This is a genomic window from Streptomyces sp. yr375 (assembly GCF_900110755.1).
Classification (GTDB): Bacteria; Actinomycetota; Actinomycetes; order Streptomycetales; family Streptomycetaceae; genus Streptomyces.
Genome location: NZ_FOFF01000002.1, coordinates 33724 through 59646, shown reverse-complemented (window position 1 = coordinate 59646; position 25923 = coordinate 33724). Strand labels below are relative to the sequence as shown.

General features: G+C 71.3%; 32 protein-coding genes. 12 read left to right on the top strand and 20 right to left on the bottom strand.

What is annotated here, in order from left to right; all coding sequences use genetic code 11:
* Positions 1-404: 404 nt before the first annotated feature.
* Both BMZ82_RS02730 and BMZ82_RS02725 read left to right on the top strand, forming a co-directional pair.
* Entirely contained in the window at positions 405-1280 is an 876-nt protein-coding gene (locus BMZ82_RS02730; RefSeq protein ID WP_093771253.1) for an undecaprenyl-diphosphate phosphatase, read from the top strand.
* Positions 1281-1395: 115 nt separating this feature from the next.
* Entirely contained in the window at positions 1396-1575 is a 180-nt protein-coding gene (locus BMZ82_RS02725) for a hypothetical protein (protein ID WP_093771251.1), read from the top strand.
* Positions 1576-1646: 71 nt separating this feature from the next.
* On the opposite strand, the gene BMZ82_RS02720 is transcribed toward BMZ82_RS02725, so the two are convergent.
* Complete coding sequence (locus BMZ82_RS02720; protein ID WP_093771828.1) at positions 1647-2276, bottom strand: DUF4291 domain-containing protein; 630 nt, start codon at positions 2274-2276, stop codon at positions 1647-1649.
* Between the two features lie 160 nt (positions 2277-2436).
* On the opposite strand from BMZ82_RS02720, the gene BMZ82_RS02715 reads away from it, so the two are divergent.
* Together BMZ82_RS02715 and lnt are read left to right on the top strand one after the other, a co-directional pair.
* Complete coding sequence (locus BMZ82_RS02715; protein WP_093771826.1) at positions 2437-2928, top strand: nuclear transport factor 2 family protein; 492 nt, start codon at positions 2437-2439, stop codon at positions 2926-2928.
* Between the two features lie 74 nt (positions 2929-3002).
* On the top strand, positions 3003-4601 hold the full coding sequence (lnt, locus tag BMZ82_RS02710; protein ID WP_093771250.1) for an apolipoprotein N-acyltransferase: 1599 nt from the start codon (positions 3003-3005) through the stop codon (positions 4599-4601).
* On the opposite strand, the gene BMZ82_RS02705 is transcribed toward lnt, so the two are convergent.
* Positions 4519-5430 (bottom strand): Gfo/Idh/MocA family protein, encoded by a 912-nt coding sequence (locus tag BMZ82_RS02705; protein ID WP_093771824.1) that lies wholly within the window; start codon positions 5428-5430, stop codon positions 4519-4521. The genes lnt and BMZ82_RS02705 overlap by 83 nt on opposite strands.
* Positions 5431-5715: 285 nt before the next feature.
* Between BMZ82_RS02705 and BMZ82_RS02700 the strand changes: the two genes are divergently transcribed.
* A complete protein-coding gene (locus BMZ82_RS02700) occupies positions 5716-6192 on the top strand; it encodes a hypothetical protein (protein WP_177244353.1) in 477 nt (158 codons plus the stop codon).
* A gap of 89 nt (positions 6193-6281) precedes the next feature.
* Here the strand turns inward: BMZ82_RS02700 and BMZ82_RS02695 are convergent, their stop codons facing one another.
* The 7 genes from BMZ82_RS02695 to BMZ82_RS02665 all read right to left on the bottom strand — a co-directional run bounded on the left by BMZ82_RS02695 (position 6282) and on the right by BMZ82_RS02665 (position 12428).
* Positions 6282-6761 (bottom strand): hypothetical protein, encoded by a 480-nt coding sequence (locus tag BMZ82_RS02695; RefSeq protein WP_093771246.1) that lies wholly within the window; start codon positions 6759-6761, stop codon positions 6282-6284.
* Between the two features lie 155 nt (positions 6762-6916).
* Entirely contained in the window at positions 6917-7600 is a 684-nt protein-coding gene (gene ung, locus BMZ82_RS02690; protein ID WP_093771244.1) for a uracil-DNA glycosylase, read from the bottom strand.
* Positions 7601-7679: 79 nt separating this feature from the next.
* On the bottom strand, positions 7680-9260 hold the full coding sequence (locus tag BMZ82_RS02685; RefSeq protein WP_093771242.1) for an ABC transporter substrate-binding protein: 1581 nt from the start codon (positions 9258-9260) through the stop codon (positions 7680-7682).
* Positions 9261-9484: 224 nt separating this feature from the next.
* Positions 9485-10246 carry an SDR family oxidoreductase gene (locus tag BMZ82_RS02680; RefSeq protein WP_093771240.1) on the bottom strand — a complete coding sequence of 254 codons (762 nt, stop codon included), beginning with the start codon at positions 10244-10246 and terminating at the stop codon, positions 9485-9487.
* A gap of 81 nt (positions 10247-10327) precedes the next feature.
* Positions 10328-11089, bottom strand: a complete 762-nt coding sequence (gene fabG, locus BMZ82_RS02675) for a 3-oxoacyl-ACP reductase FabG (protein ID WP_093771238.1) — start codon at positions 11087-11089, stop codon at positions 10328-10330.
* A gap of 155 nt (positions 11090-11244) precedes the next feature.
* Complete coding sequence (locus BMZ82_RS02670) at positions 11245-11661, bottom strand: DUF3037 domain-containing protein (protein WP_093771236.1); 417 nt, start codon at positions 11659-11661, stop codon at positions 11245-11247.
* Positions 11658-12428 (bottom strand): HipA family kinase, encoded by a 771-nt coding sequence (locus BMZ82_RS02665; RefSeq protein ID WP_093771234.1) that lies wholly within the window; start codon positions 12426-12428, stop codon positions 11658-11660. The genes BMZ82_RS02670 and BMZ82_RS02665 overlap by 4 nt, the downstream gene beginning before the upstream one ends.
* Positions 12429-12621: 193 nt before the next feature.
* On the opposite strand from BMZ82_RS02665, the gene BMZ82_RS02660 reads away from it, so the two are divergent.
* Entirely contained in the window at positions 12622-13137 is a 516-nt protein-coding gene (locus BMZ82_RS02660) for a Rieske (2Fe-2S) protein (RefSeq protein WP_093771232.1), read from the top strand.
* On the opposite strand, the gene BMZ82_RS02655 is transcribed toward BMZ82_RS02660, so the two are convergent.
* Entirely contained in the window at positions 13124-13789 is a 666-nt protein-coding gene (locus BMZ82_RS02655) for a cysteine hydrolase family protein (RefSeq protein ID WP_093771230.1), read from the bottom strand. The genes BMZ82_RS02660 and BMZ82_RS02655 overlap by 14 nt on opposite strands.
* Positions 13790-13935: 146 nt before the next feature.
* On the opposite strand from BMZ82_RS02655, the gene BMZ82_RS02650 reads away from it, so the two are divergent.
* A complete protein-coding gene (locus tag BMZ82_RS02650; protein WP_093771228.1) occupies positions 13936-14403 on the top strand; it encodes a pyridoxamine 5'-phosphate oxidase family protein in 468 nt (155 codons plus the stop codon).
* A gap of 29 nt (positions 14404-14432) precedes the next feature.
* Here the strand turns inward: BMZ82_RS02650 and BMZ82_RS02645 are convergent, their stop codons facing one another.
* Positions 14433-15764 (bottom strand): aminotransferase class I/II-fold pyridoxal phosphate-dependent enzyme, encoded by a 1332-nt coding sequence (locus BMZ82_RS02645; protein WP_093771226.1) that lies wholly within the window; start codon positions 15762-15764, stop codon positions 14433-14435.
* A gap of 35 nt (positions 15765-15799) precedes the next feature.
* Between BMZ82_RS02645 and BMZ82_RS02640 the strand changes: the two genes are divergently transcribed.
* Both BMZ82_RS02640 and BMZ82_RS02635 read left to right on the top strand, forming a co-directional pair.
* A complete protein-coding gene (locus BMZ82_RS02640; RefSeq protein WP_093771224.1) occupies positions 15800-16483 on the top strand; it encodes a pyridoxamine 5'-phosphate oxidase family protein in 684 nt (227 codons plus the stop codon).
* A complete protein-coding gene (locus tag BMZ82_RS02635; protein ID WP_093771222.1) occupies positions 16483-17127 on the top strand; it encodes an FMN-binding negative transcriptional regulator in 645 nt (214 codons plus the stop codon). The genes BMZ82_RS02640 and BMZ82_RS02635 overlap by 1 nt, the downstream gene beginning before the upstream one ends.
* 28 nt (positions 17128-17155) lie before the next feature.
* Here the strand turns inward: BMZ82_RS02635 and BMZ82_RS02630 are convergent, their stop codons facing one another.
* From BMZ82_RS02630 to BMZ82_RS02620, 3 genes are all read right to left on the bottom strand, one after another.
* Positions 17156-18151, bottom strand: coding sequence for a DMT family transporter (locus BMZ82_RS02630; RefSeq protein WP_093771822.1), 996 nt, complete (start codon positions 18149-18151; stop codon positions 17156-17158).
* A 231-nt stretch (positions 18152-18382) separates the two neighbouring features.
* A complete protein-coding gene (locus BMZ82_RS02625; protein WP_093771220.1) occupies positions 18383-19387 on the bottom strand; it encodes an EamA family transporter in 1005 nt (334 codons plus the stop codon).
* Between the two features lie 151 nt (positions 19388-19538).
* On the bottom strand, positions 19539-20150 hold the full coding sequence (locus BMZ82_RS02620; protein ID WP_256251722.1) for a Clp protease N-terminal domain-containing protein: 612 nt from the start codon (positions 20148-20150) through the stop codon (positions 19539-19541).
* A 199-nt stretch (positions 20151-20349) separates the two neighbouring features.
* Here BMZ82_RS02620 and BMZ82_RS02615 point away from each other — a divergent pair, with 199 nt between their 5' ends.
* Together BMZ82_RS02615 and BMZ82_RS02610 are read left to right on the top strand one after the other, a co-directional pair.
* Positions 20350-20538: a hypothetical protein gene (locus tag BMZ82_RS02615; protein ID WP_177244352.1), complete on the top strand. Its 189-nt coding sequence runs from the start codon at positions 20350-20352 to the stop codon at positions 20536-20538.
* A 146-nt stretch (positions 20539-20684) separates the two neighbouring features.
* Positions 20685-21113, top strand: a complete 429-nt coding sequence (locus tag BMZ82_RS02610) for a type II toxin-antitoxin system Rv0910 family toxin (protein WP_093771216.1) — start codon at positions 20685-20687, stop codon at positions 21111-21113.
* Positions 21114-21168: 55 nt separating this feature from the next.
* Here BMZ82_RS02610 and BMZ82_RS02605 read toward each other — a convergent pair whose 3' ends face one another.
* Complete coding sequence (locus tag BMZ82_RS02605) at positions 21169-21789, bottom strand: PadR family transcriptional regulator (RefSeq protein WP_093771818.1); 621 nt, start codon at positions 21787-21789, stop codon at positions 21169-21171.
* 103 nt (positions 21790-21892) lie between these two features.
* On the opposite strand from BMZ82_RS02605, the gene BMZ82_RS02600 reads away from it, so the two are divergent.
* Complete coding sequence (locus BMZ82_RS02600; RefSeq protein WP_093771214.1) at positions 21893-22684, top strand: SDR family NAD(P)-dependent oxidoreductase; 792 nt, start codon at positions 21893-21895, stop codon at positions 22682-22684.
* Between the two features lie 24 nt (positions 22685-22708).
* On the opposite strand, the gene BMZ82_RS02595 is transcribed toward BMZ82_RS02600, so the two are convergent.
* From BMZ82_RS02595 to BMZ82_RS02575, 5 genes are all read right to left on the bottom strand, one after another.
* Entirely contained in the window at positions 22709-23542 is an 834-nt protein-coding gene (locus BMZ82_RS02595) for a class II glutamine amidotransferase (protein ID WP_093771213.1), read from the bottom strand.
* A gap of 87 nt (positions 23543-23629) precedes the next feature.
* Positions 23630-24064, bottom strand: a complete 435-nt coding sequence (locus BMZ82_RS02590) for a DUF7144 family membrane protein (RefSeq protein ID WP_093771211.1) — start codon at positions 24062-24064, stop codon at positions 23630-23632.
* A gap of 52 nt (positions 24065-24116) precedes the next feature.
* Positions 24117-24557 (bottom strand): SHOCT domain-containing protein, encoded by a 441-nt coding sequence (locus tag BMZ82_RS02585; RefSeq protein ID WP_093771209.1) that lies wholly within the window; start codon positions 24555-24557, stop codon positions 24117-24119.
* 284 nt (positions 24558-24841) lie between these two features.
* Positions 24842-25564 carry an HdeD family acid-resistance protein gene (locus BMZ82_RS02580; RefSeq protein WP_256251721.1) on the bottom strand — a complete coding sequence of 241 codons (723 nt, stop codon included), beginning with the start codon at positions 25562-25564 and terminating at the stop codon, positions 24842-24844.
* Between the two features lie 67 nt (positions 25565-25631).
* On the bottom strand, positions 25632-25829 hold the full coding sequence (locus BMZ82_RS02575) for a hypothetical protein (RefSeq protein ID WP_093771207.1): 198 nt from the start codon (positions 25827-25829) through the stop codon (positions 25632-25634).
* Between the last annotated feature and the right edge of the window lie 94 nt (positions 25830-25923).

Here is a 25923-nt window from a genome sequence, read left to right as displayed (position 1 = left end):
TGTCACTCGGGAACGGCGGGGAGGCGGTACTCCCTGCCCGGGCCGCCCGCTGCCGGGGCCACCCGCTACCCGGTAGCCCGCTGCCTGGTACCCGAACCGGAGCGGTGTGAGGGAGCGGGTGTGACTGAGCCTGCGTGACGGAGCGGGTGTGACGGAGCCGGTGTGAGGGAGCGGGCATGAGGGAGCCTGTGCGAGCGAGCGGGTATGACGGAGCCGGTGCGGGCCAGCGGGCATGACGGAGTCGGTGTGAGGGAATGGTGCGCGGGCTGCCAAACCCCTGTGGCGAGGGCGTCACCCCGGACCGCTACGCTTCCCTCGGCACACACCTGATCACCTGATCACCGCGCGCGGCGGGCCTGCCGTCGCGGTCGCCTCTCCGATCGGCACTTGGACTCCGTAACCTCATGTCTTGGTTTGAATCCCTCATCCTCGGACTCGTCCAGGGGCTGACCGAGTTCCTCCCCGTCTCCTCCAGCGCGCATCTGCGGCTGACCGCGGCGTTCTCCGGCTGGAAGGACCCCGGGGCCGCCTTCACGGCGATCACGCAGATCGGCACGGAGGCGGCGGTGCTGATCTACTTCCGCAAGGACATCGCCCGGATCATCTCGGCGTGGAGCCGGTCGCTGTTCAACAAGGAGATGCGCAAGGACCACGACGCCCAGATGGGCTGGCTGGTGATCGTCGGCTCGATCCCGATCGGCGTGCTGGGCGTGACGCTGAAGGACCAGATCGAGGGGCCGTTCCGCGACCTGCGGATCACGGCCACCATGCTCGTCGTCGTCGGCATCGTGATCGGCATCGCCGACCGGCTCGCGGCCCGCGACGAATCGGGCGGGAAGCACCGCGCGCCCAAGCAGCGCAAGACGCTGGAGAACCTGGGCGTCAAGGACGGCCTGATCTTCGGCCTCTGCCAGGCCTGCGCCCTCATCCCCGGCGTCTCCCGCTCGGGTGCCACGATCAGCGGCGGCCTGTTCATGGGCTACAAGCGCGAGGCCGCGGCCCGTTACTCCTTCCTGCTGGCCATTCCCGCCGTACTCGCCTCCGGAGTCTTCGAGTTGAAGGACGCCGTCGAGGGCGGCCACGTGGCATGGGGGCCGACGATGTTCGCGACGGTCATCGCCTTCGTGACCGGATACGCGGTCATCGCCTGGTTCATGAAGTTCATCAGCACCAAGTCGTTCATGCCGTTCGTCTACTACCGGGTCGTCCTCGGCATCGTCATCATCGCCCTCGTCGCGACGGGCTCGCTCAGCCCACACGCGGCCGAGTCGGCGGGCTGATCCCGCCCCGGAGCCGGAACCGGTCACGGTTGATTGATCAACCGTGACCAACCCCATATCGGCGCGCGTAGCCGTCCGGTAGCGCAGTGTCAGTGCTTCCGCCTAGGCTTGCCGCATGTCCCCCAACTCTGTGATCTCTGGTTCCGTGCGGTCCGCTGCCGAGTTGAACGAGCGGATCAGGGCGCTCTGGCTGCGCGCGAACGGCTCGCTGTCGACCCAGGAGCGGGCGGAGTACGAGCTGTTGGTGGTGGAGTGGGCCGCGGCGATACGCACCGACGTGGTCACGGCGGCCTGAGCCCCCGAAAAAACGAGCCCGCGCGCCGAGCCGCCGCGTCGAACCCTCGCCCCCGCCCCCACATCCCCGAGTCACCCCCGCAGATGCCGCAGCGCCTCCTCCGCCACCGCATACGGCCGCTCCTCGGGCAACAGCGCCGCCGCACGGGTGAGTTCGCCCGCACGCACCCGTGCGTGAATCTCCCCCGCCAACGGAGTCACGTCCTCGATGCCGACGATCCATTCGTCCGCGTACCGCACGGTCGCCTCGCCTGTGAGGCCCAACTGTAGGGAGCGGTGGGGCAGGGGGCTGAGGTGGAGGTTGCGTTCCGGGTCCCACTGGACGCGTGCGGGGGATCGTTTCAACTGCCGTTTCCAGTCGGCCTGGTCGCCGTGCAGGTCCGGGACGTGGTGCGACAGGCATGCGTTGCGCAGGGCCCACTCGAAGCCCTCCCGGGTGATCTCGACGGCGAGGACGGTCTCCTGGCCCTCCTTCGTGCCCCAGCCGCAGCGGTACATCATCCACAGGAAGCTCGGCTTGATCCACGTCATGCGTTCGCGGCTCCACGCCGACGGGAAACGGCCGGTGCGGGCCGCCGCATCGCCGATCTCCGGGCGGTACGCCTGGTAGACGGTGAGTGTGGACTCGGTGTAGTGGGCTCGGATGCGGAATTTGGGCTCCGGATCAACGGGTCCACCGTTCACGTCGTTCACGTCGTCCATGTCGTTCACGTCGTTCAAATAGTTGTTCGGGGTGTTCGGGGTGTTCACAGGAGCAGCCTGGCCGTCTGGGCCTTGCGGGGCCACCGAAATTTGTGTATCGATCCTCGACCGATGCCGTAAAGACCTTGGCTGAGCAGCTCTCATGCCCAACACTCAGGCCATGACGCAGCGTGTGGAACTCGCCGCCGTGCTGGACCGGTTCGCCGTCGACGGTTTGATCACCGACTACGCGGTGGCGGTCGACGACGGTGACTGGACGGCGTACCGGGAATTGTTCACCTCTGACGGGCGGGCGGACTACCGTTCGGCCGGCGGGATCGAGGGGGACGCGGGGAACGTCGCCTCGTGGCTCGCGGAGAGCCTGCGGCTGTTCGCGATGCGGCAGCACCTCATCGTCAACCGCCGGGTGCGCTTCGGGACGCTGGAACAGGACACCGGCGACACGGCCCAGGTAGAGGCCGACTACATCAATCCGATGCGGTTCACCACCGACGGCGACAGCGAGAGAGACGGAGACAGGGACGAGGTCTCGGGTGGGGCACCCGACTTTGTCTGCGGCGGCCGGTACTCCTTCGGTCTGCTGCGGACTTGCGACGGCTGGCGGGTGCGCGAGGTGGTCGTACGGGAGAAGTGGCGGCGGCTGCCCGGTTGAGCCGAAACACGCCCTGTCGTAGATCGTCGGCCGCGCGCACACTGGAGGTACCCGACCGGGTAGGGAGGCGCCTCATGGAGATCCGGCAGACGCTCGGCCACTGGCTCACCTCCCCCTGGCGGCGTTCGGCCGTCGCGGCTCTCGCGGGCGCGCTGCCCGTGCTCGCGTTCCCGGCGCCGGCGCTGTGGTGGTGGGCCTATGTCGCGCTCGTCCCCTGGATCCTGCTGGTCCGCCGCGCGCCGACGGGACGGCGGGCGGCGTACGACGGCTGGAGCGGCGGGTTCGGCTTCATGCTGGCCATGCACCACTGGCTGCTGCCGAGTCTGCACGTGTTCACGATCATCCTGGCCGCACTGCTGGGCGCGCTGTGGGCACCGTGGGCCTGGCTGGTGCGCCGCTTCCTCGCCATGGGCACGGACATGCAAATAGACATTGCTCCGTCGCGTGGACGGGTGTTCGCCGCGCTGCTCGTGCTGCCCTCGGGGTGGCTGATGGTGGAGCTCGTCCGGTCCTGGCAGGGGCTCGGCGGGCCGTGGGGGATGCTCGGGGCCAGTCAGTGGCAGGTAGAGCCCGCGTTGCGGCTGGCCTCCGTCGGCGGTGTGTGGCTGCTCAGCTTCCTGGTGGTCGCGGTGAACGTCGCGGTCGCCGTCGTCGTGTCCGTACCGCAGGCGCGGGTGCCGGCCGTCGCCGGTCTCGTCGCGACCGCGGCCACCGCCTCGGCCGCGTGGGTGTGGGCGCCGCGCCCCGACGCCGACGGGCAGGCCCGGATCGCCGTCGTGCAGCCGGGTGTGATCGACGGCGCAGACCCGCGCTTCGACCGCGAGGAGCAGTTGACCCGGCGGCTGGCCGGACAGAACGTCGACCTGGTCGTCTGGGGCGAGAGCAGCGTCGGGTACGACCTCGCCGAGCGCCCGGATCTGGCCCGGCGGATAGCCGTGTTGGCGCGGTCGACCGGCGCCGACATCCTCGTCAACGTCGACGCCCGCCGCTCCGACCGGCCCGGTATCTACAAAAGCTCGATCCTCGTCGGTGCGGACGGCCCGACCGGCGAGCGGTACGACAAGATGCGGCTGGTGCCGTTCGGCGAGTACGTGCCGGCGCGCTCGCTGCTCGGCTGGGCCACCTCCGTCGGCAAGGCGGCCGGCGAGGACCGGCGGCGCGGCAGCGGGCAGGTCGTGATGGACGCCGGGCCCGGCCTGCGCGCGGGGCCGATGGTGTGCTTCGAGACGGCCTTCCCCGACATGAGCCGGCATCTCGCCGAGGACGGCGCGGACCTGCTGGTCGCCCAGTCCTCGACCTCCTCCTTCCAGCAGAGCTGGGCGCCCGCGCAGCACGCCTCGCTGGGCGCGCTGCGCGCCGCGGAGACCGGACGGCCGTTCGTGCACGCCACCCTCACCGGCGACTCCGCCGTGTACGACGCGAGTGGCCGGCGCATCGGTGCGTGGCTGGGCCCGGACGCGAGCACGGCGGCCGTCTACGACGTCCCGCTCGCCGACGGCGTCACCCCGTACGTCCGCTACGGCGACTGGCCGGTCCAGGTGGCCCTGCTGGTGCTCGTGGCCCTGGGGCTGACGGAGGGGGCGCGAGCGGTCAGGCTGCGGCGGACCGCTCCCGCACCGCTCGGACCACCCGCTCGCACAGTTCGTGAGTCGCCAGCGCGTCCCGGGCACTGAGCACCCGCCCGGCGCGGACGGCGTCCAGGAACGCGAGGACGGCCTGTTCGATGCCGCGCTGCCGGGCCACCGGCACCCAGTCGCCGCGCCGTCGCACGGTCGGCTGGCCCTTGTGGTCGATCACCTCGGCGAGGTTGACGACCTGGCGCTTGGTGTCCTGCCCGGACACCTCCAGGATCTCCTCGTTCGAACCGCTGAGCCGGTTCATCACGCCGAGCGCGGTGAAGCCGTCCCCGGCGAGCTGGAGGACGACGTGGTGCAGCAGCCCGTCCCTGACGCGGGCGCGGACGGTCACGTCGTCGATCGGGCCCGGCGCCAGGAAGCGCAGGGTGTCGACGACGTGGATGAAGTCGTCCAGGATCATCGTGCGGGGGTCCTCGGGCAGCCCGACCCGGTTCTTCTGCAGGAGGATCAGCTCGCGCGGATGGTCGGCGCACTGCGCGTAGCCGGGCGCGAGCCGACGGTTGAAGCCGACGGCGAGGGACGTGCCGCGCGCCTCCGCGAGCGTCACGAGCCGCTCGGATTCGGCGAGTTCGTAGGCGAGCGGCTTGTCGACGTACGTCGGGACGCCCGCCTCCAGCAGCCGGGCGACGATCTCGGGGTGGACGGCGGTCGGCGCGTGCACGAAGGCCGCGTCCAGGCCGACGCCGAGGAGCACGTCGAGGTCCCGGTGCCGCTGCTCGTGGGGCACCCGAAGGGTGTCGGCGACCCGCTCCAGGGTGGCCGGCGTGCGGGTCTGGAGGTGCAGCTCGATCCCGGGCAGCCCACCGAGCACCGGCAGATACGCCTTCTGCGCGATATCACCAAGCCCGACACAGCCAACCTTCACGACCACTCCCTCACTGCCTGCCGCGACTACTGCCACACCTGCCCGCCCCACGGCCTGCCCCACCTGCGGCACACCTTCGGCGCACCTGCGAAACACCTGTGGCACACCTGCACGGCAGCATACGGCCCCGCCCGGACACCACGCCGAACGGCCGAAAACCCTCGGCGCCCCGCCGTCAGCCGCACCCACCCCACTCCCTCCGTACGAGGTACGAGATCACTCGTGTGGGGCAACCTGCCGTTGTCCGGTGTTGCTCGGGCGGGCGGAACCATCAGAGTTGCGCGGGTGCATCGAACGACGACTACCGCGACGCTCCTGGTCACCGTGGCCCTCTCGGCCCTCGCCGGGTGTGTGACCGTTCCGCGTCCGCTCGCGCCCGGGCCGGCTGCGGCACCGGTGCAGCCGCCCGTGCCGCGGCCTGCCGGGCCGGCCGCGACACAGGTCGTGCAGGCGCCGGCCCGGGAGGCGCTGGAGATGGTGGGGGCGGCCCCGAAACCGAAGCCGCAGCCGACAGCGGCGGTGCAGCGGCGGCGCACGGCGGCGGAGGTACCGGCAGCACCGCCGCCCTCGTCACGGTCCCGTCCGTACGCCCGGCCGACCCACCCCGAGCCGCGGCGGCGCACCCTGCCGCACGTGGAGATCCCGGACGTGGAGGCGGAGGTGCGCAGGAACACCGACGTGTGCGCGCTCGGCAGGAAGTACGGCGGCTGGCGGGGGGACAGCCCGGAAGCGGTGATCTGCGAGCAGGCCTACGGCCGATGAGGGGTCAGCGCCTGACGGGTCCTGACGGGTCGTGACGGTCCTGACGGGTCACGCCGAGTCCCGCTGAGTCCCGCTGAGTCCCGCCGGTCTCACCACTCCCCCGCGCCCTGCCCGTCCCGGCCCTCCCCCAGTCGCAGTTCCATCCTGCTGATCGCCGCCCGTACCCCGTCCCCGTAGCTGTCGTCGCGCAGGGCCACGGCTGCCGTGCGGGCCCGGCGTACGTGGGTGCGGGCGGCCTCGGCGCGGCCGAGCTTCACGTAGTCCGCCGCCAGGTTGAGGTGCAGCGACGGGTAGAGCGCCCGCACCTCGACCGACCCCGCGTGCTCCTCGGCCGCCGTCAGCGCGCGCAGGTCCCACGCCAGCTCGTCCGTGGGATCGTCGTGGGTGTCGGCCAGGTAGTGGGCGAGGGTGCAGCGGTGCAGCGGGTCGCCGTCCTCGCCGAGTTCCGTCCACAGGGCGAGGAGGCGGTGCCGGGCCTCCTCGCGGTCTCCGCCGTGGTGCAGCATCACGACCTGGCCGATCCGCGTGAGCAGGGCGTCCGGTGCCGTCTGCCCCTGTCGCTCCGCCACCGCGTCCTCCTTGCGTCCCGGGACGACGCCGCGTCCTCGGGACGACGCTAACGGCAGCCACCGGCAATCCCGGTCAGGCGGCACCGCACCGGCCCCCGGAGGAACCGGCCCGGCGGCAGCGGCCCCGTGGCCCGGACCAGGTGGCCCGCCGGGTCTCAGGCCAGGTTCGGGATCGTCCAGTCGATCGGGGTGTGGCCCTGCTGCGCGACCGCCGCGTCGATCTGCGTGAACGGACGGGAGCCGAAGAACTTCTTCGCCGACAGCGGGGACGGATGCGCGCCCTTGACCACGATGTGCCGACTCTCGTCGATGAGCGGGAGCTTCTTCTGCGCGTAGTTGCCCCACAGGACGAACACGGCCGGGTCGGGCCGGTCGGCGACCGCGCGGATCACCGCGTCGGTGAACTTCTCCCAGCCCTTGCCCTTGTGCGAGTTCGCCTCCCCGGAGCGGACCGTGAGGACCGCGTTGAGGAGCAGCACGCCCTGCCGCGCCCACGGCATCAGGTAGCCGTTGTCCGGGATCGGCGTGCCCAGCTCCTCGTGCATCTCCTTGTAGATGTTGCGCAGGGACGGCGGGATCTTCACCCCGGGCCGCACCGAGAAGCACAGGCCGTGCCCCTGGCCCTCGCCGTGGTAGGGGTCCTGGCCGAGGACGAGCACCTTCACCTGGTCGTACGGCGTCGCGTCGAGCGCGGCGAACACCTCCGCGCGCGGAGGGTAGACAGGCCCGTTGGCCCGCTCCTCCTCGACGAACTCCGTCAGCTCCTTGAAGTAGGGCTGCTGCAGCTCGTCGCCCAGAACCCCGTGCCAGGACTCGGGCAGCATGGCGATGTCGGTCACGTCAACGTCCTCCGTTGTGCGGTCACTTACTCACCGCAGAACCTACAGGCGACCACTGACAACGACCCCGCCAGACCTCTCACCAGCTAGTCTTCCGGTACAGCTCCCACATCGTCATCATGGTCGCCGGGTCGATGACCTTCTCGAGACCGGCGATCTCCTCGTCCGCAGCCACATACTGCTTGCCCTGCCACAGCGGCAGCAGCCGTGCGTCGTCCACGAAGATCTGCTGAGCGGCCTCGATCTGCTTCGCCACGGCCGCGCGATCGCTCTCCGCGCGCGACTCCGGCAGCAGCTTGTTGGTGATCTCGGGGGCTACGTACGGGGTCCCGAGCGCGTTCTGCTTGCCCACGAAGGGCGCGATGAAGTTGTCGGCGTCGTTGAAGTCAGGGAACCAACCGCGCCCGAACACCGGGTACTCGCCGTTCTGGTAGCCCTTGACGTAGGTCTTCCACGGACGGCTCTTGAGGGTGACCGTGAAGAGACCGGAGGCATCGAGCTGCCGCTTCAGTTCCTCGAAGGCGGGCTTGGTCGTCGAGCCGTAGCGGTCGCTGGTGTACCAGAGGGTCAGCGGGACACGTTCGGTGATCCCCTCTTCCGTGAGGAAGCTCTTGGCCTTGGCCACGCTGGGGTCGCCGAAGTCGTCGAAGAAGCCCGTGGTGTGGCCGACGAGTCCGGCGGGGACCATGGAGTACAGCGGCTCGACGGTGTCCTTGTAGACCTTGTGCACGAGTGCCGCGCGGTCGACGATCTGGGCGACGGCCTTGCGGACCGCGGGCTTCGCGGCCCACGGGTCCTTGGGGTTGAACACCAGGTAGCTGATCTCCGTGGTGGGGTTCTCCACCAGTTGGAGACCCTCCTTCTGCTGGTTGGTCTCGATGTCCACGGTGTCGGAGGCGCCGAGACCGCGGTAGACGACCGAGATCTCCTTGTCGTCGAGTGCCTTGACCAGCTCGCTCGACTGCGGGAAGTAGCGGATGGTGACGGCGTCGTTCTTGAGGTCCGCTATGCCCTTGTAGTTGCCGTTGCGGACGAGCGTGGCCTTCTTGCCCTCTTCGTAGGAGTCGAGTTTGTAGGGTCCCGAGCCGGTGATCTTCCCGTCCTCGCGGAGCGCGTTCTCGGGGTACTCCTCGGGGTCCACGATCGACATGGCGGGCGTGGTGAGCACCAGGGGGAAGGTGGCGTCGGGTTGGCTGAGGTGGAAGACGACCTCGCGGTCGCCGTTCACCTGAACCCGGGAGAGTGTTCCCAGCAGGCCCATGGGGCCGCCGTTGACGTTGATCTTCTTGATCCGGTCGAACGAGTACTTGACGGCCTTGGCGTCCAGCGTGTGCCCGTTGGAGAACTTCAGGCCCTCGCGCAGCTTGCAGCTATACACGGTGCTCGTCGCGTCCGTGAACTCGCAGCTCTCGGCGGCGTCGGGTTCGGGCGTGGATCCACCGGGGCTGTAGTTCAGGAGCGTCTGATAGACGTTGCGGAAGAGCTCCCATGAGCTGTCCCACGAGGCCGCGGGGTCCAGCGTGCTGGGAGCGCTGGTGGTGCCCACGACGATCGGCCCGGCGTCGTCGGAGCTCTCCTCCCCCAGGAGGCTGCACCCGGCCACCAGGGTGATGGACACGATCGCAGCCACCTGCTGCAAGGATCGGTTCCGGTTGAACACGTGCACGCTCCTCGATCTGCCATGCCAAGGGTCGGCCGACCATACCGCAGCGTTCGACCGTGTGAACCGCTGCTTGTGGAGCGTTCTTGATCACTCTCGGTATGACGACGTTGTCATCACCGTGAGCGACGCACTCATGACGACACGGTCGCCGTTTCCGTCAAGAAACGACGCCCGTGTCACTGTCCGTGCCGGTGTCGGTACCGGCTTTGGTGCCGGCGTGGTCAGGCCACGCCGGCGTTGAGGAAGATGCCGCCGTCGACGACGAGGGTCTGACCGGTGATCCAGTCCGACTGCTCCGAGGTGAGGAACGCGGCGGTGCCGCCGATGTCGGAGGGCACGCCGAGCCGGGCCAGCGGGTAGGCGGCGGCCGCCTCCGCCTCGCGGCCCTCGTACAGGGCCTCGGCGAACTTGGTCTTCACCACGGCCGGGGCGATCGCGTTGACCCGCACGCGCGGCGCGAACTCGTGCGCCAGTTGCTGGGTCAGGTTGATCATCGCGGCCTTGCTGATGCCGTACGCGCCGATGAAGGGCGAGGCCGTCAGGCCCGCGACGGAGGCGATGTTGACGATCGCGCCGCCGTTGTCCTTCTGCCAGGCGTGCCAGGTCTTCTGCGCGAAGCCGAGCGCGGAGATCACGTTGGTCTCGAAGACCTTGCGGGCCACCTCCAGGTCGAGGTCGGCGATCGGCCCGAACACCGGGTTCGTACCGGCGTTGTTGACCAGGAAGTCGACGCGGCCGAAGGCCTCCATGGTGCGCTCGACGGCGGCGGTCTGGTGCGCCAGGTCGTGCGCCTTGCCGACGACGCCGATGACCCGGTCGGCGCCGAGCTGCTCGACGGCCTCCTTGAGGGCGTCCTCGTTGCGGCCGGTGATGCAGACCCGGTCGCCACGGGCGACGAGGGCCTCGGCGACGCCGTAGCCGATGCCGCGGCTGGCGCCCGTGACGAGGGCGACCTTGCCGGAGAGTGCGGGCAGTTCAGTCATGTTCGTGATCCTCAGTGATGCCGGATGGTCCCTGGTGGTGCCCAGCGGTACCGGGTGGTCCCTGGTCGCCGTCGGTCGCTTTTAGTCGAGCGGTCCGCCGGCCACGTACAGCACCTGGCCGGAGACGAAGCCGGCGGCCTCGTTCGTGAAGAAGGCGATCGCGTTGGCGATGTCGTCGGGCTCGCCGACGCGCGCGACGGGGATCTGGGTGGCGGCCGCGGCCTTGAACTCCTCGAAGCCCATGCCGACCCGGGCGGCGGTCGCGGCGGTCATGTCGGTGGCGATGAAGCCGGGGGCGACGGCGTTGGCGGTGATGCCGAACTTGCCGAGCTCGATGGCGAGGGTCTTGGTGAAGCCCTGAAGACCGGCCTTCGCGGCGGAGTAGTTGGCCTGGCCGCGGTTGCCGAGCGCCGAGGAGGACGACAGGTTGACGACACGGCCGAAGCCGGCGTCGACCATGTGCTTCTGGACGGCCTTGGTCATCAGGAACGAGCCGCGCAGGTGCACGTTCAGGACGGTGTCCCAGTCCGAGGCGCTCATCTTGAACAGCAGGTTGTCGCGGAGCACGCCCGCGTTGTTGACGAGGATCGTCGGCGCGCCGAGCTCCGCGACCACGCGGGCGATCGCCGCCTCGACCTGGGCCTCGTCGGAGACGTCCGCGCCGATCGCGACGGCCTTGCCGCCCGCCGCGGTGATCTTCTCGACGGTGTCCTTGCAGGCGGCCTCGTCGAGGTCGACGACGGCGACCGCGCGGCCCTCAGCGGCCAGCCGTACGGCGGTGGCGGCTCCGATGCCGCGCGCCGCGCCCGTGACCACGGCGACCCGCTGCTCAGTGGTGGACATTCCTGGTTCTCCTCGCCCTTGAGAAAGCCTGGTGCGCCCGGAGTGTCGGACGCGGGATGCGCCCGAGTGGTGAGCGACCGCTTAGTACCTTCGACAGACGTGACGCTAGAAGCCCTGGCACTCGGTGTCAACGCCATGCGGCGCGGTGTGACCCATCACCTCACCAGCAGGTCGAGCAGCCGCTCCGTCTCGGCGGCCGGATCGGCCGTCAGCCCGGTGTGCACGGGGCCCGGTTGGACGACCGTCGAGCGGGGGGCGATCAGCCAGCGGAAGCGGCGTCCGGCGTCGTCGCCGGCCGCCTGCCCGGCCGACGCGCCGCCCGCGCACACGCCCTCGACCGCGCGCAGGGCGGCCCGGACGCCGGCCACGTCCGCCGCCGGGTCCAGCGCGAGCAGCCTGGCCTCGTCGAGGTGGGTGCGGGCGCCGACGTAGTCCTTGCCGCGGCAGTACACGAGCACCCCCGCGTTGACGCACTCGCCGCGCTCGATGCGCGGTACGACGCGCAGCAGGGCGTACTCGAAGACGTGCCGGTCGCCGCCCTGGCCCGGCCTGATGATGTGGCGCTCGTTCACTCGGTCCCCCTGATCGCGGTCCCTTTGATGCGGTCGTGGATGACGGCGGCGCGCGCGAGGAGAGGTGCCGCGTAGGCGCGCCGGAGCGCGTCCGGGGTGTCGAAGCCCGGCTCGTCGGCCAGCCAGACGTCGGGGATCTCGGCGGTGACCTCGGCGAGGAGGTCGGCGGTGACCAGCGGGGCCAGCTCCGCCGCCGCGGCCTCGATGTCCGGGCCGAAGGGGGCGAGGACGTGGTCGCCGGCGTCGTAGGGGCGGGCCGCGGAGGTGTCGGCGGTGGGCCAGTTGTGCTGCCAGATCATGGTGGCGCCGTGGTCGACGAGCCACAGGTCGCCGCGGTGCACCAGGAGGTTGGGGTTGCGCCAGGACCGGTCGACGTTGTTCACCAGCGCGTCGAACCAGACGATCCGGCCGGCCTCCTCGGGGCTCACCGGGAAGGCGAGCGGGTCGAAGCCGAGGGCACCGGAGAGGAAGTCCATGCCGAGGTTGGTGCCGCCGCTGGACTTCAGCAGCCCCTGCACCTGCTGGTCGGGTTCGCCGAGGCCGAGCAGGACGTCCAGTTCGACGGTCACCAGCCGGGGCATCCGGAAGCCGAGCCGGCGGGCGAGCTCGCCGCAGACGACCTCCGCGACGAGCGTCTTGCGGCCCTGTCCGGCGCCGGTGAACTTCAGGACGTACAGACCGAGATCGTCGGCCTCGACGAGTCCCGGCAGGGAGCCGCCCTCACGCAGGGGCGTGACATAGCGGGTCGCGGTGACTTCCTTGAGCATCGCCCCAGGTTACTGGGCCCGGCAGGACGCCCGGCCGACAGCTCGGTGACAGGTCCTGCTTACGCCGCCCTCATCTCGGACGGGTCACTATCTCGGGACTGTCCGGACCGGGCGGGGGCGCTGAACACGCGGTGCCCGCGGCTCGTACCTCTCGGCAGATCCACGCGACCCCCCTGGAAGGGAATCCCCCAGCATGACCAGCGCATCGATCAAGTCCGCGTCAGGGCCCGCCCGCCGTGCCGTCGTGGCAGCCGCCGGAGCCGCGGGGCTCTCCGTCGCGCTGACCGCGTGCGGAGGATCCGACGACGACTCGTCGAGTTCGTCGTCATCGTCGGCCGGCACGTCGGGTTCCACCGGTTCCACCGGCAGCACGGAGGCCGCGAGCACCGGCGGCACGAGCGGCGGGGAGTCCGCCGCGGCCGGCGCCGCGCTCGCCAAGACGGCCGACATACCCGAGGGCGGCGGCAAGGTCTTCGATTCCGAGAAGGTCGTCGTCACGCAGCCGACGGCGGGCACGTACAAGGCGTTCTCCGCCGTGTGCACCCACCAGGGCTGCGCGGTGAAGTCGATCGCCGACGGCGTGATCAACTGCCCCTGTCACAACAGCAACTTCTCGATCACGGACGGCAGTGTGAAGAGCGGTCCCGCGCAGAAGCCGCTGCCCGAGGTGAAGATCGCCGTCAGCGGCGACTCGATCACCCTGGCCTGACGCCCGGCCCGTCGTTTCGGGCTGTTCGTCGGAGGCAGGCCAGCACCTCGTCCGTGGTCGCGACCGTGGCGACCAATGCGAGGGTGTGGCGGATCATCGCGGGGGTGTAGTCGGCGGGCACCCCCGCGATGGCGTCCGACGGCACGACGGCGGTGTAGCCGCGGTTGACGGCGTCGAAGACGGTGTTGGGGATCGCCACGTTGGCCGAGACCCCGGCGACGACGAGCGTGCGGCAGCCCAGGTTGCGCAGCAGGCAGTCCACGTCGGTGCCCTGGATCGGGGACAGCCCGTGCAGCCGCCGTACGACGAGGTCGTGCTCGGCGACCTCGATCGGGGGCGCGACGCGGACCGCGGCGGAGCCGGTGAGCTGCTGGACGGGCAGCCGCTCGGCGGCGCGGAACAGACGGGCGTTGCGGCTCGCGCCACGGCCGTCGGGGCGGCGTTCGGCGACGGCGTGGATCACCTGGATCCCGCTCCCGTGCGCGGCGTCCACCAGCTCGGCGACCCGGGTGAGGACGCCCGACTCCCGTGCCTCGCGGGCGAGTTCGGGCAGCGCGGCGTCCGGTCCGACGACTCCCTGCTGGCACTCCACCGTGAGCAGGACGGTACTCGCGGGCCGGAGGAGTTCGCTGAGCGCTTCGTACGAGGGCACGGCGGCTCCTGACATCGCTGTGGGCGGGCGAGCGTGGTCACCGTTGCGTGGGGAGGGAAGGAGGCCCATCCTTTTCTGACGCAACGTCATATTTCAACGCAGGACACGATGCAGGACAAGAAGCAGAACAAGAAATGGGGGGCCGCATGACTGTCACACAGCGTCGGGGCCGGAAGATCATGATGACGCCGGGCGAGCTGGACGCGTTCCTCACCGTCCAGCGCACCTGCCGGGTCGCGACGGTGTCCACCGACGGCGCCCCGCACGTCAGCGCCCTGTGGTTCCTCTGGGACGGCACCGCGCTGTGGCTGTACTCGGTCGTGCGCAGCAAGCGGTGGACGGATCTGCGCCGCGATCCGCGGGTCGCGATCGTGATCGACACCGGCGAGGAGTACGACGCGCTGCGGGGCGTGGAGCTGTCCGGCGCCGTGGAGTTCGTGGGCGAGATCCCGCGCACCGGCGACCTGTGCGCCGAACTCGACGCCGTGGAAACGCTGTTCGCGCGCAAGAACTTCGGCCTGGACGCGATGCCGCACGACGGCCGGCACGCGTGGGTGCGCCTGACGCCGGAGAAGATCGTGTCCTGGGACTTCCGCAAACTGGGCGGCGCGTAGCGCCAACCCCGGCCGTGTCGGCGAGGCCCCTAGATGTAGTTCCGCGTCGGTGACGGCCCCACCGCCGAGGCGACCGCGTCCGCCAACGCCTCGATCTCGTCCTGCGCCAGCGTCGACACGGTGATCCGGATCCCGGGCGGCGATCCGATGCGGAACCGGGCCCCGGGCGCGACCGCCCACCCCGCGTGCAGCAGCCGGGTGACGGCCCCCGTCTCGTCCGGCACCGGAACCCACACGTTCATCCCGCTGCGGCCCCGCGCCTCGACCCCCCGCCCGGTCAGCGCGGCGATCAGCGCGCCTCGCCGCCTGCCGTAGGCCGCCGCCACCGTCGGCCCGTCCACCGCCCCGTCGGCGATCAGCCGCAGCACCGCCCGCTGGGTGATCCGGCTGACCCAGCCGGGCCCCAGCCGCTGCCGGCCACGGACCCGGTCGAGGGTGACGGCGTCCCCGGTGAAGGCGGCGAAGCGCAGGTCGGGCCCGTACGCCTTGGCGACCGAGCGCACGAAGGCCCAGTGCCGGGTGACGCCCGCGAGGGGGTGCGGGGGGAGGTCGACGATCCGATGCCCGTGGTCGTCCTCGACGAGCAGGGTGTGCGGGTGGGCGCGCAGCACGGCGCGCAGGGCACGCGCGCGCCGGGCGCTCACCGCCGCGCCGGTCGGGTTCTGCGCCCGGGCGGTGACCATCAGGGCGCGCGCCCCGGAATCCAGCGCCCGGCGCACGTCCTCGGGCAGCGGCCCCTCGTCGTCGAGGCCGACCGGGACCGTGCGCAGCCCCAGGGCCGGCACGAGGTCGAGCAGGGAGCCCCATCCGGGGTCCTCGACGGCGACGGTGTCGCCCGGCCGCAGATGGGCCGCGAGGACGCGCTCGATCGCGTCCAGGGACCCGGAGGCGACGGCCACCGGCCCGGCGGGCACGCCGTCCGCGTCCAGTTCGGCCCGGGCCAGGCGGGCCAGTTCGGGGTCCACCGGCGCGTGCCCGTACAGGACCGGCTCCCGGTCGCCCTGCGCGGCGGCCCACGCGAACGCCGGCGCGAGCGGTGGCAGCAGCGCCGTGTCGGGGTTGCCGGTCGCCACGTCCCGCACGCCCTCCGGCGCCTCCACCCGGATGAACTCGCGCCCGGTCGTGGCCGGCTTCGCCCGCACCCGGCTGCCCCGGCGGCCGTCGGTCTCGATCACCCCGCGCTCGCGCAGGGTGCGGTAGGCGGCCGCGACGGTGTTCGGGTTCACGTCGAGCGCGGTGGCCAACTCCCTCATGGGAGGCAGCAGTTGCCCCGGCTTCAGCTCGCCGGCGGCCACCGCCGCCTCGATGCTCGCGGAAATCTCCGCCGCACGCCGACCTTGGATCGGATACTCTCCTAGCACAAACCACAGTATGCACTAGTGCAATGGAGAACGCCATGCAGGGGACCCCGGAGACGACGCCACGGGCCGCCGCCTACCCTCCGACCGACCGCACGATCCCGACCCGGTCAGCGCACAAGGCCTCCTACGACAAGGAGTTGGTGCACGCGATACTCGACGAGGGGTACGTCTGCCACCTCGGCTTCGTCCGGGACGGCGCGCCGGTCGTCCTGCCGACGCTGTACGGCCGGGTCGGCGAGACGCTCTATGTGCACGGTTCGACGGGTTCGCGCCCGCTGCGGATGACGGGGCGGGCGGACCCGGGGCTGGCGGTGTGTCTGACGGTGACGCATGTCGACGGCCTGGTCCTGGCCCGCTCGGCGTTCCACCACTCGATCAACTACCGCTCGGTCGTGGTGCACGGCATCGCCCACGACGTGACGGACCCGCAGGAGAAGCTCACCGCGCTCGACGCCCTCGTCGACCACGTCGTCCCGGGGCGCTCCGCCGACTCGCGGCCCGCCAACCGGAAGGAACTGGCGGCGACCGCGGTGATCCGCCTCGACCTGAACGAGGTCTCGGCCAAGACCCGCACCGGCGGCGTCAACGACGAGCCGGAGGATCTCGCCCTCCCCCACTGGGCCGGCGTCCTCCCGCTGCGCAAGGGCTACGGCCCGCCGGTCCCGGAGGCCGACCTCGCGCCCGGCACCGAACTCCCCGGCTACCTCGCGGTGTTGTGATGCTCATCCACCCCTGGGACGCGCCGCACGAGGACACCGAGTGGCAACAGTGGCTGTCCGTCCACGACTTCGGCCAGCTCGCCGTCAACGGGCCGCCGGGCGAGCCCCCGTTCGTCCAGCCCCTGCACTTCGCCTACGACCCCGGCGAGGGCGACGCCGTCACCCACCTGGCCCGGCCCAACCCGCTGTGGTCCGCCCTGGAGGCGAGTCCGACGGTGACGCTGAGCGTCGTCGACGACTATGTGTACGTACCCGGCCCGTGGCAGGCCCCGCCGGGCGCCCCGCCGGGCGCCCCGGCCGAGCACGGCACGCCGACGAGTTTCTACGCGGCGGTCCAACTCCGCTGCACGGCACACATCGTGGACGATCCGGCCGCCAAGGCCGACCTCCTCCATCGCCAACTGGGCCATTTCCAGCCGGAAGGCGGCTCCGCCCGCCCCACGGTCGGCGAGGAGCCGTACGGCCGCATGCTCCCCGGCATCCGAGGCATCCGCCTCGAAGTGACCGCCGTACGGGCCAAGTTCAAGTACGCGGCCCACCGCCCACTCGAAACCCGGACCCGCATCGCCGCCAACCTCACCGCACGCGGCGGCCCGCGCGACGCGGCAGCCCTCGAACACCTCACGCGCCGACGCCAGGCCTGACGGCGGGGCGCGCTCCGCCCGTTCCCCGTCACACCGGTGTCGGGCCGCCCCGGGCCTCCGCGAGGGCCAGGCCGGTGACCGAGGCCAGCATGAGCAGGGTGCCGGTGAGGGTCGTGGTCGTGAGGTGTTCGCCGAGGAGGGCGACGGCCAGCACCGCCGCGCTGACCGGTTCGAGGAGCATGATCACGGAGACGGTCGCGGAGCGCACGACGGCCGCGCCCGCGAAGTAGAGCGCGTACGCGAGGGCCGTCGGCACGGCGGCGATGTACGCCAGCAGCGCCAGCACCCGGAGGGGTTCGGCGCTGTGCGGCAGCAGCCCCTCGGCCACGGCGAACGGCAGCAGGCACAGGGCGGTGACGGCGAACGCGCCCACGGTCGTGGCGGAGGCGTCCGCGCCGCCGCCCCGGCCCCAGCGCCGGGTGAGCAGGGTCATCGCGCAGTACCCGGCCGCCGACAGCAGCGCGAGCAGCACACCCCGGGGCTGCACGGCCGAGCCTCCGCCGCCGGCGAAGAGCACCCCCAGCCCGGCGAGCGCCCCGGCGACGGCGAGCGCTCCGCCGCGCCCGAGCCGCTCCCCCAGGGTCAGCCGCGCGCCGAGCGCGATGAGGACGGGCCCCGCGCCGAGGGTGACCACGGTGGCCACGGCGAGTCCGGTGGCGGCCACGGCCGCGAAGTACGCCGTCTGGAAGACCGCGAGCCCGAGCCCGGTGACCACGGTCCGCAGAACCCTGCGGCGCAGCGGCTCGGGCGTGGCGACAGGCATGGCGACAGGCATGGCGACAGGCATGGCGGCAGTCGTGCCGACGGGCGTGGTCCGGGTGCGCGGGCGCAGCAGTGGGCGGGCGGCCAGCAGCAGGACCAGCCCGGCCGCGCAACGCCAGAAGGACAGCGCGACGGCGCCCAGATCGCTGGCCCGGTAGACGAGCGAGGCGGCGGCACCGGCCGTACCCCAGGCGGCCCCCGCGACGATCAGATAGAGCAGGGCCCGTCGGACGGGCAGGGAATCAACAGCGGAGCCGGTGATGGAGTCAGTGGTGGCATCGGTGTTGACATCGGTGTGGGAAGACAGAAAGGACACGCGTTCTCTCCGCACAGAAGGTCGGGAAGGGACCGCCGCGTCGGCAGCGGTCACGGACTTCTTCTGCGGGCAGCACCGTTTCGCCCAGCAGCGCGTGCCGGGCGTACGTCACCGGAGGGCCCGCCTCAGGCGGCCGGAGGCGGAAGAACGAGTGCGTCGGAAGGCATGATCGTCACCCTAGGCGGACGTGCCGCGGGTCGACAACTCCCGTTCGGGACCGCTGGCGGCGACCGGCTCCGGGGAGCCCTTGGCGGGAGCGGACGACTGCGCGATGAACGCGCCGAGCAGCACCACCGCCCCACCGACGATCTGCGGCGCCGACAGATGCTCGCCGAGCAGCACCCACGCGAGGACCGTCGCGATGACCGCCTCCAGACAGGCCACCACGCCCGCCACCTGCGGAGAGAGCCGGCGCACGGACACCACGCCGGTGACGTACGCGACGACCGTCGCGATCAGCACGATCCAGGCGAGCAGCAGCCAGGCGGGCACCTCGGCGCCGTTCATGCCGGCGGTGTGCGCGAGCACGGACCAGTCCATGCCCCACGGGCGGGCGACGACGGTCAGCACGACGGAGCCCACGAGGAGGCCGTACGCGATCACGCCGAGCGGGTCGGGGACGTCGTCGCCGGAGTCGCTGCCCTGGTCGGACAGGACGAAGTAGCCGACCTGGCAGCAGGCGGCCCCCAGCGCGAGCAGCAGGCCTACGGCGTCGAAGCTCAGCCCCGACCAGACCTCGACGACACAGGCCAGCCCGCCCACCGCGAGGACCACGCCGAGCGCGGCGGCACGCGTCACCGGCCGCCCCTGCACGAACCGCACCCAGCCCAGTACGAGGGCGGGCGCGAAGTACTCGACGAGCAGTGCGACACCGACGGGGATGCGGGAGATCGAGGCGAAGTAGAACGCCTGCACGCCGGCCACGCCGAGCAGACCGAACCCGGCGAGCAGCGCGGGCCGGGTGCGCAGCAGCGCGCGATGGCGCACGGCGAGCGGCAGCATGACGAGGGCCGCGCCGGTCACCCGCAGCCACACCACGTGCAGCGGGTCGAGGCCCGCCTCGATCAACGGCTTGGCCGCGACCCCGGATCCGCCGAAGGCGAAGGCCGACCCGACCGCCAGGCCGAGCCCGATGCCCTTGGCGCGGTTGCCCTGACTGCTCACAGACGTATGCACCGGCACATGATGACAGGCGATGACATGAGCGTCATCCCCGTTGACACCTGTCTCATCGGCTGGACGGGCGCGGCGGGGAGCAGGGCGGGGGCGGCGGGAAGCAGGGCGGGGGCGGCTGGGACTAGGACGGGGTGCGGCTGGGAAGTGGGGGGCCGGCTCAGGAGGCGGTTTCGCCGCCCCCGACGCACGCCTCGTACCCGCCCAGGCCGTCGCCTGCGCACCCGCCGTCTCCGCACCCGTCCGGGCCGCCCTCGTCGCCCGCCTCGATGCGGGCGCGCAGCCCGTGCACGTCGACGCCGGCGTGGGCCAGGACCTCGACGGCCCGCGCCTGCGGGTCGGCGACGATCGCCATGAGCAGGTCGACGCCGCGGGCCGGTGCGCCCTCGCGCCGGGCGGCCCGCGCGCACGCCTGCTCCAGCGCGGTCGTGGCCAGTGGCGAGAAACCCTCGACGACCGTCACGACGGGCAGCGCGCCGGAGTCCTCGACGCCGCTCTGCCAGCGCAGGCCGTAGCCGATGCTGCGTTGGACGAGGTAGCCGAGCAGCCGGGCGAGCTGGGGTCCGCCGTCGAAGACGGCGCGGACCTCGGGGTCGTTTTCCAGGAGCGAGTGCAGCAGGTGGGCGGTGTCGATCTGCCGGTCTCCGTCCCGGACGGCACGCCGACGGGCGGCGGCGAGCGCCGCCGCGGCCTCGGTGCCGAGCCGGGGATCGTCGTGCGTGGCCTGCGCCGCCTGGTCACGGGGCGACTGCCGGGGCATACGGTGTTGCACATCCCCACTCCATCAGCCCCGGCCAGGTGCCGTCATCCCCGGCGGGAACCATCTTGGCGTCCCACGGAGAGTGGACCACGCCCCCTGCAATCTCCTCCCTACGGATGAGATCAGGCCGATTCCCCCGCAAGGGCGCGCGTCGCCTTGCCGCACGCCCCTCACGCAACCGTCGAGCTCCGTCGGCACGTCCCCCACGGGCATGGAGGACGGGTGCTGGCTGGTGGCGCTGGGCGGTATCGACGGCCGACAGTACGTCTACCGGGTGTACGCCCCGGCGGACGCGCTGCCCGCCGACCTGTTCTGGCAGGCGTGGCACTGCCACGACGAGGGGCCGTTCCCGCGCGCGTGGGACGTGTTCGACGCGGCGCTGATACGCCGGGTGGGATGAGCGCGAACCATTCCTGACGGTCCGTCAGTATTGAATGTTCGAGGTCCGCGGGTTACGTTCCCCGACACCGCGGCGCGAGCCGCCGAATACCCGAGTCGCCCAAGTACCCGGATTACCCGAGTCGCCCGACACGAAGAGGTGGTCGCATGGCCGAAGTCAGCGCGGAGGCACGCATCGAGGCGCCGGCCGAGAAGGTGTGGACCCAGCTCACCGACTGGCCGACGTACGGGGAGTGGAACGCGACGCACACCAACTTCCCCCAGGGCGGCCCCGAGACCCTCGAGGTGGGCGCGACGTTCGCGGAGAACATGAAGCTGATGGGCTTCCCGGCCGAGGTCGAGTGGACGGTCTCCGAACTGGAACCGGCCCGGATGCTGGTCATCCGCGGCAAGGGCCCGATGGCGGTGTCCGTCGCCACGCGCTACACCCTCACCCCCGACGGCGACGCCACGACGGTCCGTATCGACGGCGAGTTCACGGGCGCGGCCGTGTCGCTGATGGCGGGCAAGCTGAAGGACTCGGGGACGGCCGCGCTCAACGAGTCGCTGCGCAAGCTGGGCGGCCTGCTGTCCTGACCCCCGAGTCCCGGCACGGGCTCACCATCCCCCGAAACCCACCGACCGTCGACCGTCAGTCCTCGTCGGCGAGGATCAGATACAGCTTCTTGCGGGCGTCGTTGATGACCGTGAGGGCCTTCTGACGCTGCTCCTTGCTGCCGGTCTTCCAGACCTGCCCGAAGGCCTCCATCAGACCGAAGCCGGCCTGGCGGATCTCACCGAGAGCCTCCCAGTCGACCCCGCGTCCGGCCTCCTCCCAGGGGGCCTCCGGGCCCTCCTCGGACGCCGTACGCCCCTCGTCGGTGAGCGAGAACAGCTTCTTGCCGCCGTCGCTCGCGCTGGCGATCAGGCCCTCGTCCTCCAGGAGTTGGAGGGTCGGGTACACCGAACCCGGGCTGGGCTTCCACGCCCCGCCGCTGCGCTCGGCGATCTCCTGGATCATCTCGTAGCCGTGCATGGGCCGGTCCTTCAGCAGGGCCAGGATCGAGGCCCGCACGTCACCGCGCCGCGCCCGCCCCCTCGGTCCGCCACGCCCTCGCCCGCCCCAGGGACCGGGACCGAACCCCGGCCCGAAACCGGGACCGCCAGGGCCGCCGGGCCCGAACCCCGGACCACCCGGCCCAAAGGGCCCGAAGGCCGCGCGCCGCCCTTCGCCGCGCCGCCGATGTCCACCGCCGAATCCGTGGTTGTGCATGTCCATCACTCCGTTCCAGCATTTCATCGTTGATCTGTCGCGATGCGTCAACGATATATCGGAACAGTTCGCTGGACAAGACCCTGCCCTCTAGGGTGCGGACATGACACGTGACGCCACTTCGCAGCGCTACCTCTCCGAACTGTTCTCGCTGGACGGCCGGGTCGCCGTGGTGACCGGTGGCAGTTCCGGTATCGGGCGGGCCGTCGCCGGGGCTCTCGCGCAGGCGGGGGCGAGCGTGGTCGTCGTGGCGCGCCGGGAGGCGGAGCTGTCCGCCACGGTCGACGAACTGGCGGCGGACGGCTGCCGGGCGGCCTGGGTGAGCGGCGACCTGAGCGTCCGTGACGGGGTGCGCGCGGCGGCGGAGCGGGCGGTCGAGGCGTTCGGCGAGCCCGACATCCTCGTCAACAGCGCCGGGATCAACCTGCGGCCGCCGATGGGCGAGCTGGACGAGGAGGTGTGGGACGCCACGATGGCGGTGAACCTGGAGGCGCCCTACCTGCTGGGCCGGCGGTTCGGGCCCGGGATGGCCGAGCGGGGCTTCGGACGGATCATCCACATCAGCTCCCAGCAGGCGCACCGGGCGTTCGTCCGGAGCGGCGCCTACGGGGTGTCCAAGGGGGCGCTGGAGTCGCTGGCCCGCTCACAGGCCGAGGCGTGGTCCCCGTACGGCGTCACCTGCAACACGCTGGTGCCCGGCTTCGTCATGACACCGCTCAACGCCCGCCTGTCGTCCGACCCGGAGCGGGTGGCGGCGCTGGCCGCGCGCACGATGGTCGGGCGCAACGGCCTCGCCGAGGACTTCGCCGGAGCCGCCGTGTTCCTCGCCGGTCGCGCCTCCGGTTACGTCACCGGACAGGCGATCTTCGTCGACGGCGGGTTCTCCGTGCACTGAACCACTTGCGACTACTCGTACGCCTTACGCGGCCTGCGGAGCGAAGTGGACGATCTCGTCCGATCCGGGCTGGACCACGCCGTAGGTGCTCTCGGGGACCTTGTTCCAGGCGCCGGGCAGGTCGCCCAGGGGCTCGGAGACGATGAGTCGGGTCTCGTCGGAGACTTCGCGGAGGAACTCCAAGTCGGGGTGGAGCGAGCGGAGCGTGTCCACGCGGGTGCTGTAGAAGAGCGAGCGTGACGTTCCCTGGCTGGAGTAGCGGAAGGCCCACAGCCGTTCCCCGTCGGTCACGGCGATCGTCATCTGGAGCGGGAACTCCACCCCGTGGCTGTGACCGGTACGTTCCACCAGACCCGCCATGCGTGCGACCGCGCCCGGCGGATCCTCCTCGAGGCCCAGGGTGAGCGCCAGGAAGAACATCATCTCGGAGTCCGTCGACCCCTCGATGTCGGGGAAGAGTTCCGGGTCGACGGCGAGGGCGAGGTCGCGGCGGATCAGGTGGAAGTCGGTGATCGCGCCGTTGTGCATCCACATCCAGCGGCCGTGCCGGAAGGGGTGCGAGTTGGTCTGCTGCACCGCCGTACCGGTCGAGGCCCGGATGTGGGCGAAGAACAGCGGTGAGCGGACGTGCCCGGCGATCTCCTGCAGATTGCGGTTGCTCCAGGCCGGGCCGATCTCCCGGACGACCGCGGGGGTGTCCACGCCCGGCCCGTACCAGCCGACGCCGAAGCCGTCACCGTTGGTCGTCTCCACACCCATCTTCGAGTGCAGGCTCTGGTCGATCAGCGAGTGTTCTGGCCGGTAGAGAATCGTTTCGAGCAGTACGGGAGTGCCCGAGTAGGCGAGCCAACGGCACATGGTGCAACGCCTTCCTGTCTGTCATCGGCGATCGGTCCGCGGTCCGCGGTCTGCGGTCTGCGGTCTGCGGTTTTTGCAGTTTTGCGGTCAGAAGTCTGCGGGGCGGTCCGGCCGCACCACGCACAGCGCCCAGATGACGAACGCGGAGAACGCGATCATCACGATGGACCAGACCGGGTACTGCGGCAGGGAGAGGAAGTTGGCGATGACGATCAGCCCGGCGATGGCCACGCCCGCGACCCGCGCCCACATCGCCCCCTGGAACAGTCCCAGGCTGACGATCACGGCGACCGCGCCCAGGGCGAGGTGGATCCAGCCCCAGCCGGTGAGGTCGTACTGGAAGACGTAGTTCCGGGTCGTGACGAAGATGTCGTCCTCGGCGATGCCCATGATGCCCCGGAAGATGTCGAGCACTCCGGAGAGCATGAGCGTGACGGCGGCGAAGATCATCAGGCCCCCGGCCCAGTGCTGCTGGGCCGCGTGCCGCTTGACCGACGGCGTGTGGCTGGAGTGTGTCGTCATCCCGATGCCTCGATTCGGTTTGTTGGCTTGGTCTTGTCCTGCGCCGGTGTGCTCAGTGGCTGCCGCCGCTGCCGCCGCTCAGGACCAGTTGCTTGGCCTTCGCGAACTCCTCGTCCGTGATGTCGCCGCGGGCGCGGATCTCGGAGAGCCGGGCCAGTTCGTCGACGCTGCTGGTGGGGGTGTCGCCGCCCCTGGCGGTCTCGCGGATGTAGCTGTCGAAGGCCTTCTGCTGGTCACGCGCCTGCGCGGTCTCCCTGCGCCCCATGTTCTTGCCGCGGGCGATCACGTAGACGAATACGCCCAGGAAGGGCAGGACGATGCAGAACACCAGCCAGCCGGTCTTGGCCCAGCCGCTGAGGTCGTCGTCGCGGAAGATGTCGAGGACGACCCGGAACAGCAGGACGAACCACATGATCCACAGGAAGAACACCAGCATGGTCCAGAAGGCGCTCAGCAGCGGATAGTCGTACGCGAGGTACGTGTCACCACTCATGTCTCTCCTCCGTCCCGGGCCTTCGCCCGCCGTCCCCCGCGGTCCCCCGTCTGTCCCTGCGCACTGTCTCCCGCTGTGCCTGCCTCCCGGCATCCCGACCTGCTCCCGCATGCGGATGCTTGCGGTTGCCTGCGGCTGCTTCCGATTGCTCGTCGCGTGCCGTTTGCTCGTCGCGTGCCGTTTGCTCGTCGCGTGCCGTTCTCAGCGTGCCCACGGCAAGTACCCGACGGCCTCACCCGAGACGGGTGAGTGAGGGGGCGCGGACCGGCCCGGAACATCCGTGCTCAGTCCGTCCCGGCGGGAGTCCTCGGCCCCGGCGGCCCTACCGGCCCCGCAGACCCCCCAGGCCCCGCAGGCCCGACAGGTCCCTCCGGCCCCGTGGGTCCCGTCTGCCCCGCCGGTAGCGTCCTGCGGACCGCGGCGCGCCACGCGAAGGCGACCGCCGCCTCGACCAGCCCGAGCAGGACGAGCCACAGGCCGAGCAGCCGGGTCAGCGCCCGGGCCGACTCGGTGGGCAGCGCCAGCACCACGATCCCCGCCACGACGGCGAGCACCGCCGCGCCGAGGACGACGCCCCGGTGCGGCAGGTCCTTGGTGGCGAGGGCGGTGTAGAGGGTGAGCATGCCGGACACCAGCCAGAGGACACCGACGATCAGCGACAGCGCCGCGATGGTCTGCAGCGGGTTCCTCAGGCACAGCACGCCGGCCACCACGTACAGCACCGCCAGGAGGAGCCCGGGCAGCCGTTCGCCGGGTTCCTCCCGGGCGAAGGCCGCGACGAACCGGAACACGCCGGTGACCAGCAGATACAGGCCGACCAGGACCGCAAGCACGTGCAGGGTCCCGTCCGGCCAGACCAGGATGAGGATGCCCGGCACGAACGTGGCGACCGCCGAGCCGAGGATCCACGTCCAGGAGCGCCCGAGCATGCCCAGAACCTCGGCGGGATCACCGCCCGCCGGGCCCACCGGCCCTGGGTGTGGTGCGGAACCAGACGACACGCTCATGACTCCTCCTCACGCCCGACCGGAAACGCCGGACCCCGGCTCGAGCCACGGCTCGGGCACCCGCCCGTCACTCCGGCAGTTGGCGCATCTCCAGGACCCGCAGCCCCAGGGACTGGCAGCGGGCCAGCAACCCGAACAGATGCGCCTCGTCGACGACGTGTCCGAACAGGACCGTCTGACCGGACATGACCACATGGTCCAGCTCCGGGAAAGCCCTGGTCAGCGCCTCCGACATCTGTCCGTCGACGCGGATCTCGTAGCGCATGAGCTGCTCCCGGGATGGCCTGGGACAGGCGGACTGCGCCCTTTCCCTTCGATCCTCCGCCCCGGAAGGACGGACGGCCTCACCCCGCGAAGGT

What these genes read in the sequence shown, in the direction of transcription:
- BMZ82_RS02600 (WP_093771214.1), top strand. Translation starts at nt 21,893, where the DNA reads ATGACACGTGACGCCACTTCGCAGCGCTACCTCTCCGAACTGTTCTCG.
- BMZ82_RS02660 (WP_093771232.1), top strand. Translation starts at nt 12,622, where the DNA reads ATGACCAGCGCATCGATCAAGTCCGCGTCAGGGCCCGCCCGCCGTGCC.
- BMZ82_RS02730 (WP_093771253.1), top strand. Translation starts at nt 405, where the DNA reads ATGTCTTGGTTTGAATCCCTCATCCTCGGACTCGTCCAGGGGCTGACC.
- BMZ82_RS02590 (WP_093771211.1), bottom strand. Translation starts at nt 24,064, where the DNA reads ATGACGACACACTCCAGCCACACGCCGTCGGTCAAGCGGCACGCGGCC.
- BMZ82_RS02610 (WP_093771216.1), top strand. Translation starts at nt 20,685, where the DNA reads ATGGCCGAAGTCAGCGCGGAGGCACGCATCGAGGCGCCGGCCGAGAAG.
- BMZ82_RS02615 (WP_177244352.1), top strand. Translation starts at nt 20,350, where the DNA reads ATGGAGGACGGGTGCTGGCTGGTGGCGCTGGGCGGTATCGACGGCCGA.
- BMZ82_RS02720 (WP_093771828.1), bottom strand. Translation starts at nt 2,276, where the DNA reads ATGGACGACGTGAACGACGTGAACGGTGGACCCGTTGATCCGGAGCCC.
- BMZ82_RS02575 (WP_093771207.1), bottom strand. Translation starts at nt 25,829, where the DNA reads ATGCGCTACGAGATCCGCGTCGACGGACAGATGTCGGAGGCGCTGACC.
- BMZ82_RS02595 (WP_093771213.1), bottom strand. Translation starts at nt 23,542, where the DNA reads ATGTGCCGTTGGCTCGCCTACTCGGGCACTCCCGTACTGCTCGAAACG.
- BMZ82_RS02580 (WP_256251721.1), bottom strand. Translation starts at nt 25,564, where the DNA reads ATGAGCGTGTCGTCTGGTTCCGCACCACACCCAGGGCCGGTGGGCCCG.
- BMZ82_RS02725 (WP_093771251.1), top strand. Translation starts at nt 1,396, where the DNA reads ATGTCCCCCAACTCTGTGATCTCTGGTTCCGTGCGGTCCGCTGCCGAG.
- BMZ82_RS02635 (WP_093771222.1), top strand. Translation starts at nt 16,483, where the DNA reads ATGCTCATCCACCCCTGGGACGCGCCGCACGAGGACACCGAGTGGCAA.
- BMZ82_RS02650 (WP_093771228.1), top strand. Translation starts at nt 13,936, where the DNA reads ATGACTGTCACACAGCGTCGGGGCCGGAAGATCATGATGACGCCGGGC.
- lnt (WP_093771250.1), top strand. Translation starts at nt 3,003, where the DNA reads ATGGAGATCCGGCAGACGCTCGGCCACTGGCTCACCTCCCCCTGGCGG.
- BMZ82_RS02680 (WP_093771240.1), bottom strand. Translation starts at nt 10,246, where the DNA reads ATGACTGAACTGCCCGCACTCTCCGGCAAGGTCGCCCTCGTCACGGGC.
- BMZ82_RS02605 (WP_093771818.1), bottom strand. Translation starts at nt 21,789, where the DNA reads ATGCACAACCACGGATTCGGCGGTGGACATCGGCGGCGCGGCGAAGGG.
- BMZ82_RS02665 (WP_093771234.1), bottom strand. Translation starts at nt 12,428, where the DNA reads ATGCTCAAGGAAGTCACCGCGACCCGCTATGTCACGCCCCTGCGTGAG.
- BMZ82_RS02640 (WP_093771224.1), top strand. Translation starts at nt 15,800, where the DNA reads ATGCAGGGGACCCCGGAGACGACGCCACGGGCCGCCGCCTACCCTCCG.
- fabG (WP_093771238.1), bottom strand. Translation starts at nt 11,089, where the DNA reads ATGTCCACCACTGAGCAGCGGGTCGCCGTGGTCACGGGCGCGGCGCGC.
- BMZ82_RS02715 (WP_093771826.1), top strand. Translation starts at nt 2,437, where the DNA reads ATGACGCAGCGTGTGGAACTCGCCGCCGTGCTGGACCGGTTCGCCGTC.
- BMZ82_RS02585 (WP_093771209.1), bottom strand. Translation starts at nt 24,557, where the DNA reads ATGAGTGGTGACACGTACCTCGCGTACGACTATCCGCTGCTGAGCGCC.